Below are 21,320 nucleotides of genomic sequence, written 5' to 3'. Positions count from 1 at the left end.
ACTGATCGTCGAAAAAGTGCATGGGTACAGATATGATTCGAGCCGTTGTTGTTGACCCAGATGTACCTGGACGCTTAGCGATCGCATTAGTTGATCCCCCTTCAGCCTTGCCGAATCAAGCAATTGTTGAAGTTGCTGCCATTTCGCTGAATCGCGGTGAAGTTCGACGATCGCTGAGTGCTGAAGCGGGTTGGCGACCCGGTTGGGACTTTGCCGGAACGATTTCAGTCGCTGCCGCTGATGGATCTGGATTTCCGGTTGGAACGCGGGTTGTAGGATTTTTGAGCGGGGGAGCTTGGGCAGAAGAAGTTGCCGTTTCAACCGATGCGATCGCGGCTTTACCAGATTCGGTTGATTTTAAAACTGCTGCGACACTCCCTGTAGCCGGATTGACCGCATTGTTAGCGTTGGAGAAGGGTGGAAATTTACTCGATCGTTCTGTTCTTGTTACGGGTGCATCGGGCGGGGTGGGGTATTTTGCCTGTCAACTCGCGGCAGCAGCAGGCGCGATCGTCACGGCTCAAGTGCGTCGCTCTGAGTTAGTAGAATTTGTCAAAACCGCCAAAGCGCATCAAGTGATTGTCGGCAATCGATTTGATCAGTTTGCGCCTTATGATCTTGCACTCGATTCTGTGGGCGGAGATGTGTTACCTGGCGTGCTAGAAAACCTTGCACTCGATGGAACCTGCGTAACCTTCGGAGCGACAGCAGGTTCAGAAGTAACTTTCAACGTCTCCAAATTCTATGGCAAAGGTGGCTTGAGTCTGTATGGGTTTATTCTGTTTCATGAACTGACCAAGCAAACTGCTGCTGCTGGACTGACGCGCCTAGTCAAACTCGTGGAACAAGGCTTACTGAAGCCTCACATCGATTTAGAAGCTTCATGGCAAGAGGTTGCTCAAGTCGCGCAGCAACTAACTGATCGGCGATTTCTAGGTAAGGCTGTTCTTCAGCTTCGGACATAGAACTCTCTCGATCGGATAATATCCCAGTGAGGAAGTCAATGTTAATTCGTCGCTCTAAAGTGTAGCTATTCTAAGCATTAGGAGCGAACCTTATGTTAACTGGACTCTTATTAATCGTGGGTTATGGCGCAATCAGTAGTGCTTTTCTAGCACGCTTATTAGAAAACAATCAATTCTAAGTGAGAGAACCATGCCTTCTTGGTTCATTGCAGGCTTATGGGGCTTACTTGGCGGTTCAGCGCTTGTTTTAGGAGCGGCAGTAGGCTATTTTGCCCGATTACCCCAACGCCTCATCGCTGCAATTATGGCGTTTGGTGCTGGAGTACTAATTTCAGCGTTGTCTTTTGAATTGATGGACGAAGCCTTTCAGCGCGGTGGATTTGATTCAACTGCGATCGGCTTTATCAGCGGAGCTAGCGTTTACACCTTAGCCAATTGGTTTCTCTCGACTCAAGGTGCAAAACATCGCAAGCGGTCTGGGCAAAAGCAACCGAGTGAAGCGGATAATTCGGGCAGCGGAGCCGCGATCGCAGTCGGCGCGCTACTCGACGGTATTCCTGAATCGATCGTGATTGGTGTGAGTATGCTCGGTGGGGGTGTGGTGAGTTGGGTGACGGTAGCAGCCGTGTTTTTATCGAATGTTCCTGAAGGATTGTCCAGCGCTGCGGGCATGAAGCAAGCGGGTCGATCGCTCAAATATATTTTCGGAATTTGGAGCTTGATTGCGATCTCATCAGGCATTGCTGCATTATTTGGCTATGTTGTGTTTAGCCACGTTTCCACGGAGATTATCGCAGCGACGGATGCGATTGCAGCAGGAGCCATTCTCGCCATGATTGCAGATACGATGATTCCTGAGGCGTTTGAATACACACATGATTTCGCAGGACTAATTACAGTGTGCGGATTTCTCGCTGCATTCGTTCTGAGTAAGCTTGGAGGTTAATGCTGTAGGCAATAGGGTTGACTTGCAAGTCATAACTGTGAGTTGCGCTAGTTTGAGTGATCGTTGCGAACTTCAGCAGGGATATCGAACTTCCCGTAATTGTAGTCATCCCAAACTTGAAAGAATCGCTTGCGCCGTTCTCCACCTGCTGCAACATAGGCATCTAAATCAGCCTGGAGCAGTTTTTTCATCAATGGCTGCTTTGCTAGAGCTAAGAGTTCCTTGAGTTCCGGTGCTGAAAAATTTGCTTCTAACTGAGTCACGTAGGTTGTTTCAGCAAATTTCCATCCTGCTTCTTTGGCGACGAGTGATTTGAGCCATGCCATCAGTTTTAAGTTTCTGGGCTCTGGTGAAAACATTGCCATATCAATACTGTTGCCGAGATATAGATCATATCTTTGATCAATTCCAGCTTCAGCCAGCACTGCTTTTGCAAGTTCTCGTTGAGTTTGGATTGGAGGCTCTGCGATATTCTGAGAATTTGCCGCGCAACTGATAAATAAGACACAACTCACAAAAAGAGCCGCTAGCCATCGGAAGTTGAGCTTGAGCATACTTGTTCCTGAAAAGACATCATCTTCCGCCAAGATAACAGTTCAAACTCGATTTATATCTAATCCCGCATATTCCGGTCAGAAAATGAGGAATTCTATTGCGATCGCGCTCATTCCCCGATAGGATAGGGATCGCCTAATTACGGTAACACCTGTGATCAACCGTAAAAGGCAGGGAGAGCACGATGCAGTTTCGACGACTTGGAATCAAATCAATCGCCCTATTTTTGCTAGGCGTGACATTGAGTATGACGGTTGCTGCCTGTAGTGGTGGCAATGCTGGCTCGAATGTGGCACTGACACTGGTTGGCTATGCAGTTCCCAAAGCGGCGCATGATGCCATTATTCCAAGATTCATCGAACAGTGGAAAAAAGAAAAGGGTCAAGATGTGATCTTCAGCTATAGCTATGGCGCATCAGGCTCTCAAACTCGGGCTGTGATTGATGGACTCGATGCTGATATTACACATTTAGCAGTGGCAGCCGACACGGAGAGAATTGTCAAAGAGGGATTGATTCGTCAAGACTGGGCAGCGAGAGTTCCAAATCAAGGCATTGTTGCTAGAACGGTTGTCGCGATCGTGGTGCGACCTGGAAATCCTAAAAATATTCAGTCCTTTCAAGATCTGACACGCGATGATGTGAAGTGGGTAACGCCTGATCCCAAAACATCAGGAGGCGCACGTTGGAATTTTATGGCGCTGTGGAATGATGCCTTGAAACGCAGTAACAATGATGAAGCGAAAGCGAAAATCTTAGTTGCGAAGGAGTTTAAGAATGTTGCAGTCCTCGCTCGAGATGCGCGGGAAGCAACCGATGCTTTCGCAAAACAGGGACAGGGAGATGCGCTGATCAACTATGAAAATGAGGTAATCCTCGCGCAGCAGAAAGGAATTCCACTCGAATACATTGTTCCAGACGTGAATATTTCGATCGATACACCTCTAGCAGTGGTCGATAAGAATGTCGATCGCAATAAAACTCGCGACGCCGCGGAAGCGTATGCAAAGTTCTTATTTACGCCCGCAGCGCAAGCAGAGTTTGTCAAATTAGGATTTCGTCCCTTTAGCAAAGATGCTGGACAATTCCAGCCTGTCAAGGATTTAGCAACGATTCAGGACTTTGGCGGCTGGGGCAAAGTTCAGAAAAAATTCTTTGAAGACGGCGGCATTTTTGATCAAACGATCACTGCATCAAAACAGTCATAAGAGGAAATTGATGGTTACTTCTAGCTCTGAGAAAGTCCCATTTTGGAAGGTCGCATTCCGATCGATTGTTCAGGCTCCTTGGACATGGCGGATCATGATTGGCTATCTCACTGTGATGCTAATCATTCCAACAGTTGCAATGTTCTTGAAAGCATCAACCGTCGGAGTAGAGAAGTTTTGGAGTATTGCTACTAGCCCGATCGCTTTGTCAACGTATGACATCACGTTTACGACTGCTTTAATCGCAGCTTTAATTAATGGCGTGTTTGGCACATTGATTGCTTGGGTTTTAGTCCGATACGATTTTCCTTTCAAAAAGTTCATCGATGCTTCAGTCGATTTGCCGTTTGCTTTGCCAACAGCCGTTGCAGGTTTAACGTTGGCAACAGTGTATAGCGAGGAAGGATGGATTGGCTCGCTGTTGGCTCCTTTTGGCATTAAGATTGCGTTCACTCGATTGGGTGTTGGGATTGCGATGGTGTTTATTTCCCTGCCATTTGTGATTCGCACCGTGCAACCAGTCCTCGCTGAGATGGAAAAAGAAACTGAGGAAGCTGCTTGGAGTTTGGGTGCTTCTGAATGGGAGACGTTTCGGCATGTGATTTTGCCGCCTCTGTTACCTGCAATCTTAACCGGGGTTGCTTTGGGATTCTCGCGTGCAGTGGGTGAATATGGTTCGACGGTGATTGTTGCCTCGAATACGCCATTTAGGGATTTGATTGCACCTGTGTTGATTTTTCAACGGTTGGAACAGTATGACTATGCGGGTGCAACTGTGATCGGAATTGTGCTACTCGCAATTTCGCTGTTGATGCTGTTGGGACTCAATCTACTGCAAGCGTGGGGTAGACGTTACGATTCGGGTTCTTCGAGTAAACGAGTAGGACATTAAGGAGTGCATGAGATGAGTACGATCGTGAGTTCAACTCGTTCAAGGAAGAAAGTCGCATGGGTTCCAGCCGTTTTAATTACGATCGCGATCGCATTTCTCGCGCTGATCATTTACATTCCCGCGATCAATGTTTTCTATCAGGCTTTTAAGAATGGGGTTGCTCCATTTCTCGCGAATTTACGACAGCCGAACTTTATGGCAGCCGTGAGATTGACGATCGCATTAGCCGCTATTTCTGTACCGCTGAACATCATTTTTGGATTGTGTACAGCTTGGGCACTCGCACGAAAGCAGTTTCGAGGTCGTGCTTTATTGTTGAGCATTATTGACCTGCCGTTTGCAATTTCGCCTGTAGTTGCAGGTTTGATGTTGGTCTTGCTGTATGGACGGAATGGCTGGTTTGGACCAATGCTGAATGCTGCTGATATTAAAATTATTTTTGCGTTTCCGGGCATGGTACTGGCAACGATGTTTGTGAGCTTGCCGTTTGTAGCACGAGAAGTGATTCCAGTCTTAGATGAGATTGGCCCAGAGCAGGAAGAAGCAGCAAGTACTTTAGGTGCTAGTCACTGGCAAACGTTTTGGCGAGTCACGTTACCGAGTATTCGTTGGGGCTTGCTTTATGGGGTCATTTTGACGAATGCCAGAGCGATGGGTGAGTTCGGGGCTGTGTCAGTTGTGTCAGGAAATTTGGCAGGTAAGACGCAAAGCTTACCGCTGTTTATCGAGGAAGAGTATAAGCAGTATGCAACCGAGTCAGCTTATTCAGCAGCAGTGTTGCTCGCGTTGCTTGCAGTCGTCACGCTCATCGTGAAAGAAATTATGCAACGGAAGTCGCGAATTTCAGAGGAAGAATAAGCGATGATAGATTGATTTTGCTCGTCATCAATCTGATAGGGAGATAGGGGAAAGATGTGCAATCTATAATTACGGCTCCCCACTCCTCCACAATCAACACATTTACCTCCTAACAAATCCCCTCCAAGGCAAGATAAGCCGTCCCATATGCCGCTTCTGTCTGGACTGCCTCGCGCACAGACACACCAAGCTGTCTGTGTCGAATCGTTGTCCAAGCCGAATTCTTTGCTCCGCCTCCCGCGCTGAAAACCTGCTTTAACGGCGTTGCACCCAACGATTCAAGTAATCGATATCCCTGAGCTTCAATCCTTGCCATACTTTCGAGTAAGCCATGTAGAAACTCAACACGATCGAGCGGCTGCGGCTCTAATCTCGGCATTAATTCAGGATCATTGATTGGAAATCGATCTCCCGGTTTTAACAACGGATAGTAATCTAACGGACTTTCTTGACTAGCAGAAATACGATCGCTCAATTCAATCAATTCTTCCGTCGTGAAGAACTGCTTTAACACTGCTCCACCCGTATTTGAAGCGCCACCGACGAGCCAGCGCTTGCCAAATCGATGACTATAGATTCCGTAACGAGCATCATCAATCCGAGTATCACTGAGGAGTTTCAGAACAAGCGTTGATCCGAGTGAAGTCACAGCTTCTCCAGAGGTACTCGCTCGACTAGCAATAAAAGCTGCAATGCTATCGGTTGTACCTACATGAATTCGACAGTCAGCAGGAATGTTAAATGCTCGAGCGATCGAGGATTGAATCGGTGCGATCGCGCTTCCTGGCTCTTGGACAATTGGCAAGAGTTCTTGCAGTGGGAGCCAGCTTGGATAGTTGAATTGCTCGACATCATATCCAAGCTTCAAACTATTGTGATAGTCACTAATTCCACATTGACCGTGCAGTTGAAATGCTAACCAGTCAGCTTGATGCAATAGATATCTCGCTTGGGAAAAATCCTCGCAGTTCTCTTGCCACCACAGCAATTTAGCCAGTGTAGACGTTGAACTCACAACCGGATGATCAGCAGGTGCGATCGCTCGAATTCTCTCTAAAACACTCACTCCACGTGCATCGTTGTACAGCAGAGGTTCGGTAATCGGGCAACCTGAACGATCGCACAGTAGTACGGTTGAAGATGTCCCATTAATTGCGATGCGATCGAGATGATTTCTCACCGCTTCGGGTAGATTTCGTAGCAATTGCCACAGTGTTTCACTCCAAGTCTGGGCAAGATTAGAAGTATAAGAGACTGCGGCTTGAGCCTCGATTTTGCCATCGGGGCGAATCGCGATCGCGCGTGCGCCAGAAGTGCCGAAATCAATACCTAGAGATAGATGCATGGGTGACGAATCAACATTAAATTTGTGATACAAATCTATTCAAATCTATTTAGAACTACTTAAACTATTCTCATAAAAAGATTGTTCGCAATTTTGAGGAGAAAAAGTATAGATGTATACGTTTAACATTGTTGGAGTCTCTCCAATTTTGTCTTTCTTCAATCAACAACAAGACCTTCTTCAAAAAGATTTAGAAACAGGAGTTGAATACTTATCGAGCTTTGAGTGTACTTTAGATGCACTGATTTATTCCGTGGAAACGGTCAGCCCTCACCATCCGTGGAATCTAGATGAAGTGGTTGATACTGTTGTGAGCTTTTGGGTGAAAAATTCAGATGCGATTTCTCACTGGAAGGATCGACTTCAAGATGCAGGAAAAGACAGTCTTTTAGTCAGCCGTGTCGCAGATATTGATGCGCTCAAAACCGAATTTGAATTGCTATTTGAAAATTAATAGAGTAGCAATTTCGAAACAGGAGCGTGTTACTTTAATCTGCTAGAAAAGTCCATTAAACGCTTCAGAATATTCAGACAAAAACCACTTGCTGATAGCAATCGCTGATTCATGCTAGATGCAGAGGCGCAATCGCTTCTTTAATCCAGAAACAATCGCGCCTCTACTTTTGGGATTAACAGAATTACAGCACGGAGTCTGCGGAAGGCTGAGTTGAACTGCGTGAAAAGCTTTCGTCAACAGTAGAATCCCGCTGTCTCGGAATCAATCGCTTGCCAAACTTCGCATAGATGGCAGGAATGACGAGTAGTGTTAGCGCCGTAGACGTAAACAAGCCCCCTAACACCACAATAGCTAACGGTTGCAGGATTTCGTTTCCGGCTCCGCTCGAGAGTACCAGCGGCAAGGTTCCTAACGCCGAAGTTAAAGCCGTCATCAAAATGGCATCAATCCGCTCAAGCGAGCCTTTGACGATAACATCTTTCAGCGGCATTCCTTGCGCAAATTTGTTGTTGTAGTTATCAACCAGCAACAACCCATTGCGAACTGCAACCCCAAACAATGTGATGAAGCCTACTAAAGAAGCAACAGACATCACACCCCCACTTAACAGAATTGAGACAATACCACCCACAAGTGCTAAGGGAAGGTTGATCATGATAGCGATCGTAGCAGGCAGCGATCGAACTGAGAAGAACATCAGCACCGCAATCATAACGGCTGCCAAAATACTAAACACCAGTAGATTATTAGTTGCCCGCTGCTCAGACTCGAACTGTCCGCCGTACTGGATAAAGTAGCCATGCGGCAGTTTCACCTTTTGCTGAATCTGCGATTGAATGTCACCGACCACGCTCCCGAGATCGCGTTCTGCAACGTTCGCAGAAACCACAATCAAGCGAGAAACATCTTCCCGATTCACAATATTCGCGCCCATGCCGTAGTCTACTTTGGCGACAGTACCAAGCGAAATCGTTTGTCCAGTTGGAGCAACGATCGGAATCGCCCGAATCGCGTCTAGGTTGTTACGGGCGGGTTCTGTCAGCGAAACTGCAATATCAATTAACTGTTGATTTTCTGCGACTTGAGAAACCACACGACCATTGAGCGCCGTTTCAACAGTGTTCGAGATCTGCTCCATACTCAAGCCATAAGTCGCAGCGGCAGCCCGATCGTATTGAATTTGTACTTGTCGAATTGGCAACTGAGGTTCAAGCTGCAAGTCTACAACACCCTGAATCGGCTGAATCACATCGCGAACTTGTTCCCCGATCTTTCTCAGTTCAGCGAGATCAGGGCCGAAGATTTTCACCGCGATCGCACTTCTTACTCCAGAGAGCACTTCATCCATCCGGTGAGAAATAAACCCACCAATGTTAGAAGCCACTCCAGGTAACTTCGTGAAAGCTTCGCGCAGTTGTTTGATGCTCGCTTCTCGGTTTTGCATTGCGCGATCGCTGAGTTCAACATCGACGTGAGCAATGTTTACCCCTGCGCCATCTGCATCTCCCGGAGCACGTCCAGATCGCACCTGCACCCACTCAAACAGCGGATTATCTTTGAGCGAGTTATTCAGCGCGATGCCTGCTCGATTGGTCATGTCGAGAGAAACACCGGGAAAGAGCACCATCGAGTTCACCATTGATTTTTCTTGGAACTCTGGTAGAAAGACTCGACCCAAAGAAGGCACGATCGCAACCGCAGCAATCAGTGAAGCAAGAGCGACTCCTAAAATCACCTGCGGCGATCGCAAAGAGATATTCAGGAGTGGGCGGTAAAGCCGCTGTGCGAGGCGAGAAACAAAGGTGTTTTCTTGTGGCAAGGTTTGGTTGGCTAACAAAATCGCGCAGAGTGCTGGCGTTAGAGTCATTGCGACGATCAACGAAGCTACGATCGACAACAAATAAGCCAATCCCATTGGAGCAAAAATCCGCCCTTCTACGCCAGTCAAGCTAAAAATCGGAGCAAATACCACAATGATAATCACCGTCGAGAAAATTACGGCTAATCGCACTTCGACAAATGAATCCAGCACAACCTTAAACGGATGTTTTGGATGACCTTCAGCTTGATTATTTCTCAGTCCGCGATAGCAATTCTCCATATAGACGATCGAATCATCCACAAAGCCTCCGAGTGCAACCACTAAGCCTCCGATCGTCATCGTATTGATGCCTAGACCCATCCACTTCATCAATAGCAATCCGATCAGCAACGATAACGGAATTGCGGTTAAGGTGATCAATGCTGTTCTCCAGTTCATTAAGAACAGCAGCATAATCACCGAAACAATGACAATGCCTTCGAGCAGTGAACCCCCGACATTCCTGATCGCCACATCAATAAAGTTCGCTTGCCGAAACGTTTGCGCGACTTGCACATCGGCGGGTAAGGTGGCTTGCAACGATTTCATCATCGTTTCAACCGATTGCGTCACCGTTGGCGTGTCGATATCCGGTTGTTTGTTGACCATCAAGACGATCGCGGGCTGCCCCCTAAAGCTGGCATCCCCACGTTTGGGAGCCGCACCCGTTTTGACTTCTGCCACATCTTTGAGCAGGACAGGTTTACCGTCTTGAACTTTCACCACAGACTGCTGTAAGTCCTCGATCGATTTCACTTGTCCGATTCCGCGCACGAGTAGCTCTTGACCACCGCCAGTCAGGAAGCCTCCTGGAGCATTAGAGTTTGCGCCTTGAGCCGCTGCGGTCACTTCAGACAAGGAGATTTTGCGCGATCGTAGCTTGTCTGGATCAACCAAGACCTGCTCTTGGCGCTCGTCTCCACCATACAGCGTCACCTGAGTGACCCCTGGAACGGAAAGGATTTGGCTACTAAGTGTCGTATCGACCAACCGTCGCAAATCCATCAGTGTCGTCTTACCCTGTCCGTTCACCGTGAAGGCATATTGTAAAATCGTGCCGAGTGGTGAAGCTAATGGCGAAATCTCCGGAGGATGAATACCTTCAGGAAGTTGGTTCGTCACTTGCTGCAAGCTTTCTGTCACCGCTTGGCGGGCTTTATAGATGTCCGCGTTTTGATCGAAGACGATCTGTACCATTGAGAGTCCCACTTTCGAGGACGATCGCACCGTGGTCACACCGGGAAGTCCATTTACCGCACTCTCGATCGGGACAGTAATTTGTGATTCGATTTCTTCTGGAGCAAGTCCAGATGCTTCGGTGTGAATATCAACTTGCGGCGGTGCAAATTCGGGAAAGACATCGAGCGGCATCTGTGTGACACTAAAAATCCCCCAGAGTGTCACCAGAATCGAGCCAATCACAATCAGCCAGCGCTGAACGATCGAGCCTTTTAAAATCTGGTCAAGTAGAGAATTCAGCATACATTACAGATCTCCCTTGTCCGAGAAAACGCTCTTTTTCTTGCGGGTTACTAGAAATGCACCGACTCCACCGAGTAAGACCACCCCACCCCCGATCGCGGCGGCTGTTTTGATCGGCATTCCGCTCGGCTGATCGGGACTTTGTGCTGTTCCTTGAGACTGTGCTTGCTCGGATTTGGGTGCGATCGGGGATGCGGAAGGACTGGGAGAAGCCGCAGTCGATTGCGTTTTGCGCGATTCTGCAAACAGCGATAAGCTACCTTGTGTTACCAACTTTTCGCCAACAGATAAGCCTTCTGTCACTTCAATCTGATCGCCCTTGGTTGCGCCCGTCTTGACAGGAACAGGCTCATAAAAATTTTCGTACTGCACAAAAGCCAGCTTTTTCCCATCTGCATCCACTAAAGCAGTCGCAGGAATCATCACCCCAGTCGCACTTTTTTGCGTGATCGGAGCCACTGAAATCCCCAAGAGCGAATCCGTTTCAGCATTCACCTTCACCCGCTGAATCCCGCCTTGTGCTTGGAATTCGTCGCCGTGCCCCGCATGAGCAAACACGATCGTAGGCGCGCTGAGCGTCAAACTGATAGTAAGAATCGAACTGATGAATCGAAAGGGTTTCATGGGAAGTCCTCACGCTAACTTGAGCCGAATAAAATCTCCATCAGTCTGCCAGCAGCGAGATGAAATTCGGGTGAAATAAAGAACGTTTCGGTAAAATCAAGCTCAGAGCAATGATCTGAAGCGATGCGAATTCTACTGGTAGAAGATGAAACAGATTTGGGGCGGGCGATTAAGCAAGTTCTAGTTAGCGAGAAATATATCGTCGATTGGGTACAAGATGGAATGCAGGCTTGGCACTATCTAGAAAACCAATGGACAGACTACACTGTTGCGATCGTCGATTGGCTCATTCCTGAAATATCGGGTATCGAACTCTGTCAGCGACTCAGAGCGCAGAACAATCCTTTACCGATCTTGATGCTGACGGCACTCGGGCAGCCAGAGAACCGAGTTGCAGGGCTAGATGCAGGAGCCGATGACTACTTAGTGAAGCCATTTGTCATGGAAGAACTTCTAGCACGATTAAGAGCGTTACAACGGCGATCGCCGAGTCTCCAACCTCAAACCCTCACAATTGGAAGCTTGACGCTCGACTATGCGAACAACACACTGTTCAGCGAACACATGCAACCGATTCCGTTGACAGTGAAAGAGTTCCAAATCCTAGCGTATTTGATGCAAAATCCCGATCGCATTCTTTCGAGTAGCAAAATCCGTCATCAGCTTTGGGATCTTGATGCTGAACCTGTCAGTAACGTTGTTGCTGCCCAAATGCGGTTACTGCGGCGTAAGCTTGCGAGCTATGGATGCAATTGTCCGATCGAGACGATTCCGGGCCAAGGCTACCGATTCAACACGTCCAATCATGAATAGTCATCAGCTTTTTCGGCGCAGTCGGATTCGGTTAGCACTTTGGTATGCCGGGGTGATGGGAGTGATCTTGAGCTTGTCAGGATTCGGTCTCTATCGCTCGATCGCGCAAGCAAATTGGGCGGCAATGGAGCGAGAAGTTGAATCGATCGCGGGAACTCTGCACGACAGTTTAGAACCGATGCTCCCTGCTTCAGAAACGCCCACAGCCGCACTGCGGCAAATTTTGCCAGAGCTTTGTTTAGTTGGACAACCTTGTAATGCAAATCCGACACTCATTCAGCGGCACACGATTGGAATTAGCGATCGCAGCACCTACTACATTCGCCTGTTCAATCACCGAGGTAAGCTGCTTGCTTTTTCTCCGAATCCCCCAACTGAACTGCCTCAAACGCTCAATCCGACTCCGTGGCAAACATTTCAAACCGCATCAGGAACGCGCTATCGCCAATTTACAATCATCTTGCATGGCAATCACAATCCTTCAGAACCTCATGGATCATGGGGCTATCTCCAACTTGGACGAAACTTAGAGGTGTTTGATACCGAAATTCTGCAAATGCGATGGATCTTACTGGTTGGATTTCCGATCGCGTTAGGTTTAGTCGCGGTTTCAAGCTGGTGGCTTTCCGGTTTAGCGATGCAACCGATTTATCAGTCTTACCAACAGCAGCAGCAGTTTACCGCAAATGCTGCACACGAACTGCGATCGCCCCTAGCTAGTCTCTTAGCAACCGTAGAGGCAATCTTGCGAGTCCCTCAGTCTGATCCACAAGAGATGCAAACCATGCTGCACACGGTTGAACGGCAAGGAAGACGATTGAGCCATTTGATTACAGACTTGCTCTTTCTAACGAGTCTTGAGTACCATTCATCACTCAAGCCCGCACAGCGCTGTTGCTTAAACGATCTAATCAATGATCTCACTGAAGAATTTTTAGAGTTAGCGACCCTTGCAAACCTTGATCTCATCCATCAAGTTCCCGACCCCGATATTTACGTTTTAGGGAACGAGTCTCAGCTTTACCGTTTAGTTTCAAACCTGATTGCAAATTCGATTCAGTACACAGCCAGTAATGGAAAGATTATTATCAGCTTAATCGCTCGCGATCGCACAGCATTCATTACGGTGAAAGATACCGGAATTGGCATTGCCCCCAAGGATCAGGATCGAATCTTTGATCGCTTCTATCGAGTCGATAGAGATCGCTCTCGCAAAACAGGTGGAACAGGGCTAGGACTCGCCATTGCACAGGCGATCGCTCACCATCATCAAGCGACACTCAAGGTTGAAAGTCAAGTTGGGCAAGGGAGTATTTTTATAGTAGAGATTCCATTAGCTTATTAGGGTCAGCGATCGTAAACTCGCTTCTACTGTGCTGTTACAATCCCAATTCCTGTATCTTGCACTTGAATCACTTCAAAACTCTTTCTAGAGTGTGACGTGAGATCATAACAATATCGATTTTACTGAAAAACAGTATATCGAGGTAGTGTCATGGCAACTCAGGATAAAGTTGCAGAACTTGCACATCTTAGAGAGTTAGGAAACACTCGGGAAATGGTCTTTCCGATCGGGCTAGGTGGAATGCCAATGTCAATCCGCGATCGCCCGTCGGAATCTCAAGCGATCGCTACAATTCATCGAGCTTTAGAACTGGGTGTCACATTGATTGATACCGCCGATGCTTATTGCATCGATGAATCCGATAAGCATCACAACGAAAAACTCATTTACAAGGCATTACAGCAATATTCGGGTGACAAAAGCCAAGTCATGGTTGCAACCAAAGGTGGTTTGATGCGTCCAGACGGAGCTTGGACACAGAATGGGAATCCAGATCATCTGCGACAGACCATTCGAGAAAGTTTTGAAGCCCTCGGTGGAGATCAACCGATCGATATTTGGCAGTATCATTCACCCGATCCAAATTATTCGATCGCTCAAGCGCTCACGCCTGCGAAAGAAGCGGTTCACCAAGGGATTGTTCGCTATGTAGGCGTATCGAACTTTAGCGTCGAACAAATCAAGCAAGCGCGCGATGTCGTTGAAATCGTCTCTGTGCAGAATCAATACAATCCTTGGCATCGCAATCCTGAATATGATGGCGTTCTGGAATATTGTGAAGCGGAAGGAATCACTTTTCTGCCTTGGAGTCCGTTAGGTGGCAGCCAGCGTGTGTCTCAGTTAAAAGAGATTCATGGAATTTCCGACTTGGCAAACGAGAAAAATATCTCGATTTACAGCTTGATTTTGGCGTGGATGTTGTCGAAATCGCCTTGTATTGTGCCGATTCCAGGTGCAAGCAAGCCTGAGAGTATTGCGGATTCTGTCAAAGCCGCAGAAGTTCGACTCGATCCCCAAGAGATCGCGATCGTTGAAGATGCGATCGCTCAGGTTTAACAAACATCTCCAAGCCGTAGTTTGACTCTGCTCACCGCTCTAAACCTGATACCAAATTGATCTTTAATTGCGCTTTCCCGCCCGTGATTGGAAATCACAGTCTAACTGTGCGAACTCCCTAAAGGGACTAACAGAATACAGCGATCCAGTCCCTTCAGTGGACTTCGCACAGTTAGCACGGGGTTTAAAACCTCGTGCGGGAGAGCGCGATCGACAAATCAACCCGAAGTTTACAGGTGGAATTAATTTGATATGAAATCTTCGCGGCTCAATCCGCGAGGTTAACCAGCTTCAGGATCGATCTCTGATGAAGCTCGATCCTGAATTTCTCAATTTATAAGGACTTCAGCCCTGGAACCTCAACGCAACCCCAAACCAACTCACATCATTTTAAGTTTTGTTTACAAATCTCAATACTTGATGTTACGCTTTGTAAAGAACAACGTAAAACATCCATTGAGATCAAAATTATGAGAAGCGGTTCAATCATCGACGATCAAGGCAAACTGAACAATTTCGCGATCGAGCCTCAAATGTACGTCACCGATCAGCCCCAATTCGGCTTCAACATTAATGCAGAACGCTTGAATGGTCGTCTCGCAATGATTGGATTCGTTTCCCTCTTAGCACTGGAAGTCTTCACCGGACACGGAATCATTGGATTTTTCACATCTCTCTAGAATCAGCGCTCAGTTCACACAAACGCTGAACCATTAAAAAGATGCGTATACTGCGGTTTGCCAAAAGCTTTCATCGAGCTTAGTGGAGCGATTCAACAGCACTCAAACACAGTTGAATCAGAGATAGATAAAACTCCATCCTCCAATCCGCAGTAGAGCCATCCGTTCAGTGAGTTTGGAAGTAGAGAGATACGTACCGAAAATTGCACAACATTCTGGGGCGAGATAGGATAGCCTATCTAATGGAAGTAGATTTGTGCTAGTCGTCCTATGGCTGTCGATTTTCTGAGTCATCTGAATCCGTCCCAAAAACAAGCCGTTCAGCATTTTTGTGGTCCTCTGCTCGTGATTGCAGGTGCAGGCTCAGGAAAGACGCGCGCATTGACTTATCGGATTGCCAACTTGGTGCTGACCCATCGAGTTGATCCTGAAAATATTCTGGCTGTAACCTTTACGAACAAAGCAGCGCGGGAGATGAAGGATCGCATCGAACGCCTGTTTGCAGAACAGCAGGCACTGACTGAGCATGGGCAATCGTTGCAATCGCTTCCAGGACACATGCAGACGAAATTACGATCGCAAGTCTACAAATCGATCACGAAAGATCTCTGGATCGGAACCTTCCACGCACTCTGCTGCCGGATTCTGCGCTTCGATATTGAGAAATTCCAAGATGAGAAAGGGCGGAAATGGACAAAGTCTTTCTCGATTTTTGATGAATCCGATGCCCAGAGCTTAGTCAAAGACATCATCATCAATCAACTGAATATTGACGATAAGAAATTTGATCCACGCAGCGTTCGGTATGCAATCAGCAACGCTAAGAATAAGGGGTTAACCCCGCGAGATTACGAGCGAGAGCAATCTAACTTCAAAGGAAAAGTGATTGCAAATATTTACAGCGTTTATCAAGATAAACTCGCTGAAAACAATGCGGTTGACTTTGATGATCTGATTTGGATTCCAGTACAACTCTTTCGCCAGAATGAACAGATTCGCGCATACTGGCACAAACGCTTTCGTCACATTCTAGTAGATGAGTATCAAGATACAAATCGCACACAGTACGAATTGCTGCAACTTCTGACAACGAATGGAGAATCTGCCCGCAGCTTTAAAGAGTGGGATTATCGATCGATCTTCGTTGTCGGCGACGCGGATCAGTCGATTTACTCGTTCCGTATGGCAGATTTCACGATTCTGATGGGCTTCCAGCAAGACTTTGGCGATGGATTGCCCGATGATGATACGCGAACGATGGTGAAATTAGAAGAGAACTATCGATCGACAGAGAACATTCTCCAACTTGCAAACGACCTGATCGAGAACAACACAGAACGCATCGACAAAGTTCTCAAACCGACTCGCGGACAAGGCGAACCGACTTTCTGCTACCGCGCTCAAGATGAGATCGATGAAGCCGAATTTGTAATTCAACAAATGCGGAGATTAGAAGCGGTCAATTCTGATCTGCATTGGGGTAAGTTTGCGATTCTCTATCGTACGAATGCTCAATCGCGAGCCTTTGAAGAAATTTTGGTGCGGTGGGGAGTTCCTTACAAGATTGTGGGCGGGCTGCGATTCTACGATCGTAAAGAAATCAAAGACGTTCTAGCTTACTTGAGAGCGATCGCAAATCCATCGGATTCATTAAGTTTGCTGCGTGTGATTAATACTCCGCGTCGGGGCGTTGGCAAAACCACGATCGAAGCCTTGCAAAAAGCAGCGATCGAACTTGGCACTCCATTGTGGGAAATTCTCAGTGATGAAACTTCGATTAAAACTCTAGCGGGTCGATCCTCAAAAGGGGTAATTCAATTTGTCGAAATCATCCAGCGATGGCGCGCACAGATTGACACCGTAAGCGCTTCAGAACTCGTTCAAGGGGTTTTAGAAGATTCAGGCTATGTCAGAGATTTGAAAGCTCAAGGCACCGACGAAGCAGAAGATCGCTTACAGAACGTACAGGAGTTATATAACGCGGTTCTGCAATACGAAGAAGAAAACGAAGACGACAAGAGTTTGATCGGCTTCTTAGCAAGCGCCTCTTTAGCCTCCGATTTGGATGACACCGAGGAAGAATCGACGAAAGTCTCGCTGATGACCTTGCACTCGTCGAAAGGGTTGGAATTTCCGATCGTATTTCTCGTCGGTTTAGAGCAAGGACTATTCCCTAGTTATCGATCGCTTGATGATCCAGCCGCGATCGAAGAAGAACGTCGCCTTTGCTATGTGGGCATTACCCGTGCTCAAGAGCGGTTATTTATCTCTCATGCTCGCGAACGTCGATTGTATGGAAACCGCGAACCTGCGAGTCCTTCGCTTTTCCTGGGAGAACTCCCGCGTGAATTGATGGATAGCAATACAAAAGCTGCTATTCCTAAAAAGTTCACAGAAAAGAAACCTCAATCTAAGCCTGCACCCGTTTTACAGAACGATGTTGAATGGAGCGTGGGAGATCGCGTCATGCACAGTCAATTTGGCATCGGCGAAGTGACTAACGTGTTTGGCAGTGGGAGCAAAGCAACATTAGCCATTCGATTTGACAATTTAACTGGGATGAAACGGAAGATTTTGCCGATTGGCGATCGCGGTTTAACTGCGATCGATTAAAGAATATCAGTCGTATTTAATCTGAGTTGAGTAACCTAGTCAATGTCAGCTCGGGTTAACGTTTGGGCAGCTGGCGAATGAGCGAAATCTCTTATCTCGAATTCACGTTAGCCAACTAATCCTGCTCTCAGCGCTCGCACTGCTGCTTGAGTCCGATCGTCGGCACAGAGCTTATTGAGAATATTGCGGACATGTGTTTTGACTGTACCTACTGTGATGTAGAGCTTTTCTGCAATCACAGCATTACTACAGCCATCGACAATCAGTTGCAGCACTTCTAACTCACGCTCAGTCAGCGGATAGGCTTCAATAATTTGGTTGTATTCCGGTTCGGCAGCGGTAATCGCAACCTGCTGTAGTTCGTCTGTAATCGGGGTAGGCGGGGTCTGCGTCTGAGTTTGACGGAGCACGACTCTCGCAATTGCAGGATCAATCCAAGAATTTCCTTCATTCGTTACCCGCAATGCATCGACCAACTGATCGAGACTGACATCTTTCATGCAGTAAGAATCTGCACCTGCCGCGAATGCTGCTAAAACCGTATCTTCTTGATCTTGTAGGGTAAGAATTAAGACTCTCGTATCGGATTGATCCTCCGAGGCAGCTTGAGCTTGGCGGAAGCGGCGCGTCAACTCGATGCCATCGATATCCGGTAAACCAATATCGACGATCGCAACATCGGGTTTATGCTGGAGCAGCAATTTTAGCCCATCTGTGCCATTTGCAGCCTCGCCAACCACTTGAAAGCCGGGTCTTTGCTGTAAAGCCGTTTTCATACCGACTCGCGTTAGATCATGATCTTCAATCAGCGTAATGCGAATATCATTCATATACGAAGACTCCCACAATGTTTAGAAAATATCAAATTTGCATAGAAAAATAACGATTCTTTGTACAGTTGTTCAGCCGACCACTAACCGGATGTGCGGCTACTAATGTTCAACTTTAAACACTTTAAACATAGTCACAAATATAGAGTTTTGTTGTGCATCCCTGGTATATAGCTCAAGAATGATTTGTGCATCCTGCCGTCATTTCGCTGGAATGCGGCAACGATCAAGTGATTTCATTCGTATAACAAATTGTAATAATTAGGATGATAATCTCAGCTTTGTTGATTGGGAGTCCCGATCGCAGAACATCAAGATTAAGCAGAAGCAGAAGGAATAGGTGGGGTAATTCGGGTTAGGCGTGAACTCGATCTTTCAAGTGAAAATGCCTCGACGGCTTGCGACCAAACAATGGGTCAAGCCGTGCAAATCATTTCTTTCTGCATGAGTGCCTCTGCGAATTAACTTCGGAGGGATTCATGCAGAAAGTTGAATCTCTTCTGCGTCTAAGCTTGCAATTGCTTCCAACGTTTTTGGAGATCTTCGATCGTATAAACCGCTCGGAATTTTAACCCTTGCTGCTGATAAAATTCTGCGCCTCCCTGTTGGCGATCGACGAGCGAAATCACCTCATCGACTTGATATCCGGCATCGCGCAATCGCTCAACCGCCTTCATCGCCGATTGCCCCGTGGTCACGACATCTTCTAAAACAACAACCCGGCTTCCCTCCGGTAATGTTAATCCCTCAATATAGGCCTGCGTTCCATGCCCTTTCGCTTCTTTACGGACAATCAACGCGGAGATCGATTTTCCTTCATAAGCCCCGACCACACTCGTCGCCGTTACAATCGGATCAGCCCCTAACGTTAAACCCGCCACAGCAACGGTATCCGGCTCCAATAACGCTAACAACACTCGTCCGACTGCCAAAGCACCTTGGGGATGCAAGGTCACCTGCTTCCCATTGATGTAATACGAACTGCGCTGACCCGAAGACAAGAGAAAATCTCCCTCCCGATAAGCACCCAAACAGAACAGATCCAAAAGGCGATCGCGCACTTCCTCAATCTCAGCCGTTGACCAAGGAAATGTTTTTGCGTCGAACTTAGTCACATTTGTCATATGCGGGCAAACTAATGAATATTACGTGTCAAAAAGCATGGATTTGGTTAAATTTCATACATGAATGCGGTAAAAACACGCAGTTAATTGTGAAACCACCCAATCTTTTCTACCTTTTAGCCAATCATTGAGGATAAAGAACTATGGGCGTGAGGATCAAGAGCCTATTTAGCGCAATTGCGCTCAGTGCCTCTTCTAGTTTGATGGCGATCGCAGCCAGCGCGCAAGAGGCACCCGTATTTCGTCCGAACGAAACCATTCCGAATGCGATCGATCGTGCCTATTTCGGAGCACTCGGCGAATTCTCCGATCGCAATCCCCTACGGTATACCCAAACCATCATCGGAACGCCTTATGGGTATCCGGAAAATCAAATTTCTCGCGATGGGGAGCGGATTCATCGCATTTACTTAGACTTAATGAATCAGCAAAATTCAAGCGATCCGTTGATTCGGACAGCCGATTTGCCCAACCCATTTAATCTGTCGGTGCAAACGCTGCCAACTTCTGGCAATCGCGTTGTGGGAAGTGAATTTGCGATCGAACAGCCGCTCGATCCACAATTTCCAGTCCAGCCGATGACCCCGCCGAATTCACTATTGCCGCAGCGATACTAGGAATTTGGAGTTTGGATTCAGTTCTTGAATTGACTGAATCCAAAATTAACTGAATCCAGGGTGCAGGAGTTGAACCCGCCTGAGGCGAATTATGAGTTCGCTGCCTAAACCGCTCGGCCAACCCTGGGAATTAGCCGTATTTTAACTCGACTTTTTCGGTTTTAACGCCTCGCTTAGAAAAATTGAACCGATCGATTTTTGCGATTGATAACGCCGCGCTTCACCTATCTCTCGCTCTGTCCAGCCTCAAAAATTCAAATTGTCCAAGAATGAGAATTGCAGCATACAATTGCTGATATAAATTTCCAGTTCCCATTGCGTTGGATCGCCCATGAAAGTTAATTCCACCGTTGCCCTAACCTTTACGTTACTTGCCCTGATGTTAGGAGCAGGAGTTTTTACCGCGACTTGGGGATACGCGATCGGACGAGAAGCACTCAAAGGCATTACCCAACCCGACTCTCGCCCCACGAATAAGGGCACTGCCAAAAATTCGAGTGGACGAGAAGAATTGGTGATCTTGAAAGAAGAAGACATCATCAAATCGGTCAAAGAAAAAATCAATGCGACGGGTCGGGCAGGTTCAGCGAGTACAAGCTCGAATACAAGCGCAGCACCTCCAGCAAAATCTGAGAAATCTGTGGCGACTGTGACAACGGCAAAGCTGCCCATTCTTACACGATCGAATGATGTTGCGATGGAAGTAACGGGGATTCGCAAACAGGGTGATTCGATGCTGCTCGACGTAGCGATGAAAAATGATGGCAGTCAACCCGTGAAATTTCTCTATAGTTTCCTGAATGTCACGGATGATAAAGGTCGCCTGATCGTTGCAGAAACAACCGGATTGCCATCGGAATTGCCTGCCAAGAGCGATCGCCTAAGTGGGACGATTAGTATTCCAACTTCGATGCTAGATGATGCTCAGAAGCTCTCAATTCAACTGAGTGATTATCCTGACCAAAAACTGCAACTGAAGATGGCAGACATTCCCATTAAATAACGCTAAACTCAACTTCTCAGCCCGAATTTTCTTACTCTGATTGCCCA

General features: G+C 47.2%; 19 protein-coding genes and 1 tRNA gene. 13 read left to right on the top strand and 7 right to left on the bottom strand.

Going from position 1 to position 21,320, the window contains the following annotated elements:
• Positions 1-20: 20 nt before the first annotated feature.
• Together OU814_RS15405 and OU814_RS15400 are read left to right on the top strand one after the other, a co-directional pair.
• Positions 21-965, top strand: a complete 945-nt coding sequence (locus OU814_RS15405; protein ID WP_268184111.1) for a zinc-binding dehydrogenase — start codon at positions 21-23, stop codon at positions 963-965.
• A 190-nt stretch (positions 966-1,155) separates the two neighbouring features.
• Positions 1,156-1,911: a ZIP family metal transporter gene (locus OU814_RS15400; protein WP_268184110.1), complete on the top strand. Its 756-nt coding sequence runs from the start codon at positions 1,156-1,158 to the stop codon at positions 1,909-1,911.
• Positions 1,912-1,958: 47 nt separating this feature from the next.
• On the opposite strand, the gene OU814_RS15395 is transcribed toward OU814_RS15400, so the two are convergent.
• On the bottom strand, positions 1,959-2,465 hold the full coding sequence (locus tag OU814_RS15395; RefSeq protein WP_017287594.1) for a hypothetical protein: 507 nt from the start codon (positions 2,463-2,465) through the stop codon (positions 1,959-1,961).
• A gap of 185 nt (positions 2,466-2,650) precedes the next feature.
• Between OU814_RS15395 and OU814_RS15390 the strand changes: the two genes are divergently transcribed.
• The 3 genes from OU814_RS15390 to cysW are packed head-to-tail and all read left to right on the top strand — an operon-like array spanning position 2,651 to position 5,423.
• Positions 2,651-3,673, top strand: a complete 1,023-nt coding sequence (locus tag OU814_RS15390) for a sulfate ABC transporter substrate-binding protein (RefSeq protein WP_190652173.1) — start codon at positions 2,651-2,653, stop codon at positions 3,671-3,673.
• Between the two features lie 10 nt (positions 3,674-3,683).
• Positions 3,684-4,565, top strand: coding sequence for a sulfate ABC transporter permease subunit CysT (gene cysT, locus OU814_RS15385; RefSeq protein WP_017287592.1), 882 nt, complete (start codon positions 3,684-3,686; stop codon positions 4,563-4,565).
• 12 nt (positions 4,566-4,577) lie between these two features.
• On the top strand, positions 4,578-5,423 hold the full coding sequence (cysW, locus tag OU814_RS15380) for a sulfate ABC transporter permease subunit CysW (protein ID WP_017287591.1): 846 nt from the start codon (positions 4,578-4,580) through the stop codon (positions 5,421-5,423).
• Between the two features lie 109 nt (positions 5,424-5,532).
• On the opposite strand, the gene OU814_RS15375 is transcribed toward cysW, so the two are convergent.
• A complete protein-coding gene (locus OU814_RS15375) occupies positions 5,533-6,768 on the bottom strand; it encodes an FGGY-family carbohydrate kinase (protein WP_268184107.1) in 1,236 nt (411 codons plus the stop codon).
• Between the two features lie 112 nt (positions 6,769-6,880).
• Here OU814_RS15375 and OU814_RS15370 point away from each other — a divergent pair, with 112 nt between their 5' ends.
• On the top strand, positions 6,881-7,222 hold the full coding sequence (locus tag OU814_RS15370) for a hypothetical protein (protein WP_017287589.1): 342 nt from the start codon (positions 6,881-6,883) through the stop codon (positions 7,220-7,222).
• 184 nt (positions 7,223-7,406) lie between these two features.
• On the opposite strand, the gene OU814_RS15365 is transcribed toward OU814_RS15370, so the two are convergent.
• Positions 7,407-10,568, bottom strand: coding sequence for an efflux RND transporter permease subunit (locus OU814_RS15365; protein WP_268184105.1), 3,162 nt, complete (start codon positions 10,566-10,568; stop codon positions 7,407-7,409).
• A gap of 3 nt (positions 10,569-10,571) precedes the next feature.
• The gene (locus OU814_RS15360) at positions 10,572-11,192 is read right to left on the bottom strand and encodes a cobalt transporter (protein ID WP_268184104.1); all 621 of its coding nucleotides are present in this window, start codon (positions 11,190-11,192) and stop codon (positions 10,572-10,574) included.
• Positions 11,193-11,315: 123 nt separating this feature from the next.
• Here OU814_RS15360 and rppA point away from each other — a divergent pair, with 123 nt between their 5' ends.
• The 5 genes from rppA to pcrA all read left to right on the top strand — a co-directional run bounded on the left by rppA (position 11,316) and on the right by pcrA (position 17,699).
• Positions 11,316-12,005 carry a two-component system response regulator RppA gene (rppA, locus tag OU814_RS15355; RefSeq protein WP_190653648.1) on the top strand — a complete coding sequence of 230 codons (690 nt, stop codon included), beginning with the start codon at positions 11,316-11,318 and terminating at the stop codon, positions 12,003-12,005.
• Positions 11,998-13,350: a two-component system sensor histidine kinase RppB gene (gene rppB, locus OU814_RS15350; protein WP_268184102.1), complete on the top strand. Its 1,353-nt coding sequence runs from the start codon at positions 11,998-12,000 to the stop codon at positions 13,348-13,350. The genes rppA and rppB overlap by 8 nt, the downstream gene beginning before the upstream one ends.
• A 150-nt stretch (positions 13,351-13,500) precedes the next feature.
• Entirely contained in the window at positions 13,501-14,406 is a 906-nt protein-coding gene (locus OU814_RS15345; protein WP_017287586.1) for an aldo/keto reductase, read from the top strand.
• Positions 14,407-14,876: 470 nt separating this feature from the next.
• The gene (locus OU814_RS15340) at positions 14,877-15,086 is read left to right on the top strand and encodes a chlorophyll a/b-binding protein (protein WP_017287585.1); all 210 of its coding nucleotides are present in this window, start codon (positions 14,877-14,879) and stop codon (positions 15,084-15,086) included.
• Positions 15,087-15,356: 270 nt separating this feature from the next.
• The gene (pcrA, locus tag OU814_RS15335; RefSeq protein ID WP_268184101.1) at positions 15,357-17,699 is read left to right on the top strand and encodes a DNA helicase PcrA; all 2,343 of its coding nucleotides are present in this window, start codon (positions 15,357-15,359) and stop codon (positions 17,697-17,699) included.
• Between the two features lie 107 nt (positions 17,700-17,806).
• On the opposite strand, the gene OU814_RS15330 is transcribed toward pcrA, so the two are convergent.
• Both OU814_RS15330 and pyrE read right to left on the bottom strand, forming a co-directional pair.
• Positions 17,807-18,529 carry a response regulator gene (locus OU814_RS15330; RefSeq protein WP_017287583.1) on the bottom strand — a complete coding sequence of 241 codons (723 nt, stop codon included), beginning with the start codon at positions 18,527-18,529 and terminating at the stop codon, positions 17,807-17,809.
• A 506-nt stretch (positions 18,530-19,035) separates the two neighbouring features.
• A complete protein-coding gene (gene pyrE / locus OU814_RS15325; protein ID WP_026148551.1) occupies positions 19,036-19,653 on the bottom strand; it encodes an orotate phosphoribosyltransferase in 618 nt (205 codons plus the stop codon).
• Between the two features lie 143 nt (positions 19,654-19,796).
• Between pyrE and OU814_RS15320 the strand changes: the two genes are divergently transcribed.
• Positions 19,797-20,270: a hypothetical protein gene (locus OU814_RS15320; RefSeq protein WP_051077789.1), complete on the top strand. Its 474-nt coding sequence runs from the start codon at positions 19,797-19,799 to the stop codon at positions 20,268-20,270.
• A gap of 54 nt (positions 20,271-20,324) precedes the next feature.
• Here the strand turns inward: OU814_RS15320 and OU814_RS15315 are convergent.
• Positions 20,325-20,397: transfer RNA gene (locus OU814_RS15315), tRNA-Ile, on the bottom strand.
• A 204-nt stretch (positions 20,398-20,601) separates the two neighbouring features.
• Here OU814_RS15315 and OU814_RS15310 point away from each other — a divergent pair.
• Entirely contained in the window at positions 20,602-21,273 is a 672-nt protein-coding gene (locus tag OU814_RS15310) for a hypothetical protein (RefSeq protein WP_017287580.1), read from the top strand.
• Positions 21,274-21,320 lie beyond the last annotated feature (47 nt).

This window comes from Leptolyngbya sp. GGD (assembly GCF_026735145.1).
Lineage (GTDB): Bacteria > Cyanobacteriota > Cyanobacteriia > Leptolyngbyales > Leptolyngbyaceae > Leptolyngbya > Leptolyngbya boryana.
Note: the sequence above shows the minus strand (reverse complement) of the source record. Positions and strands in the feature narration are given on the sequence as shown.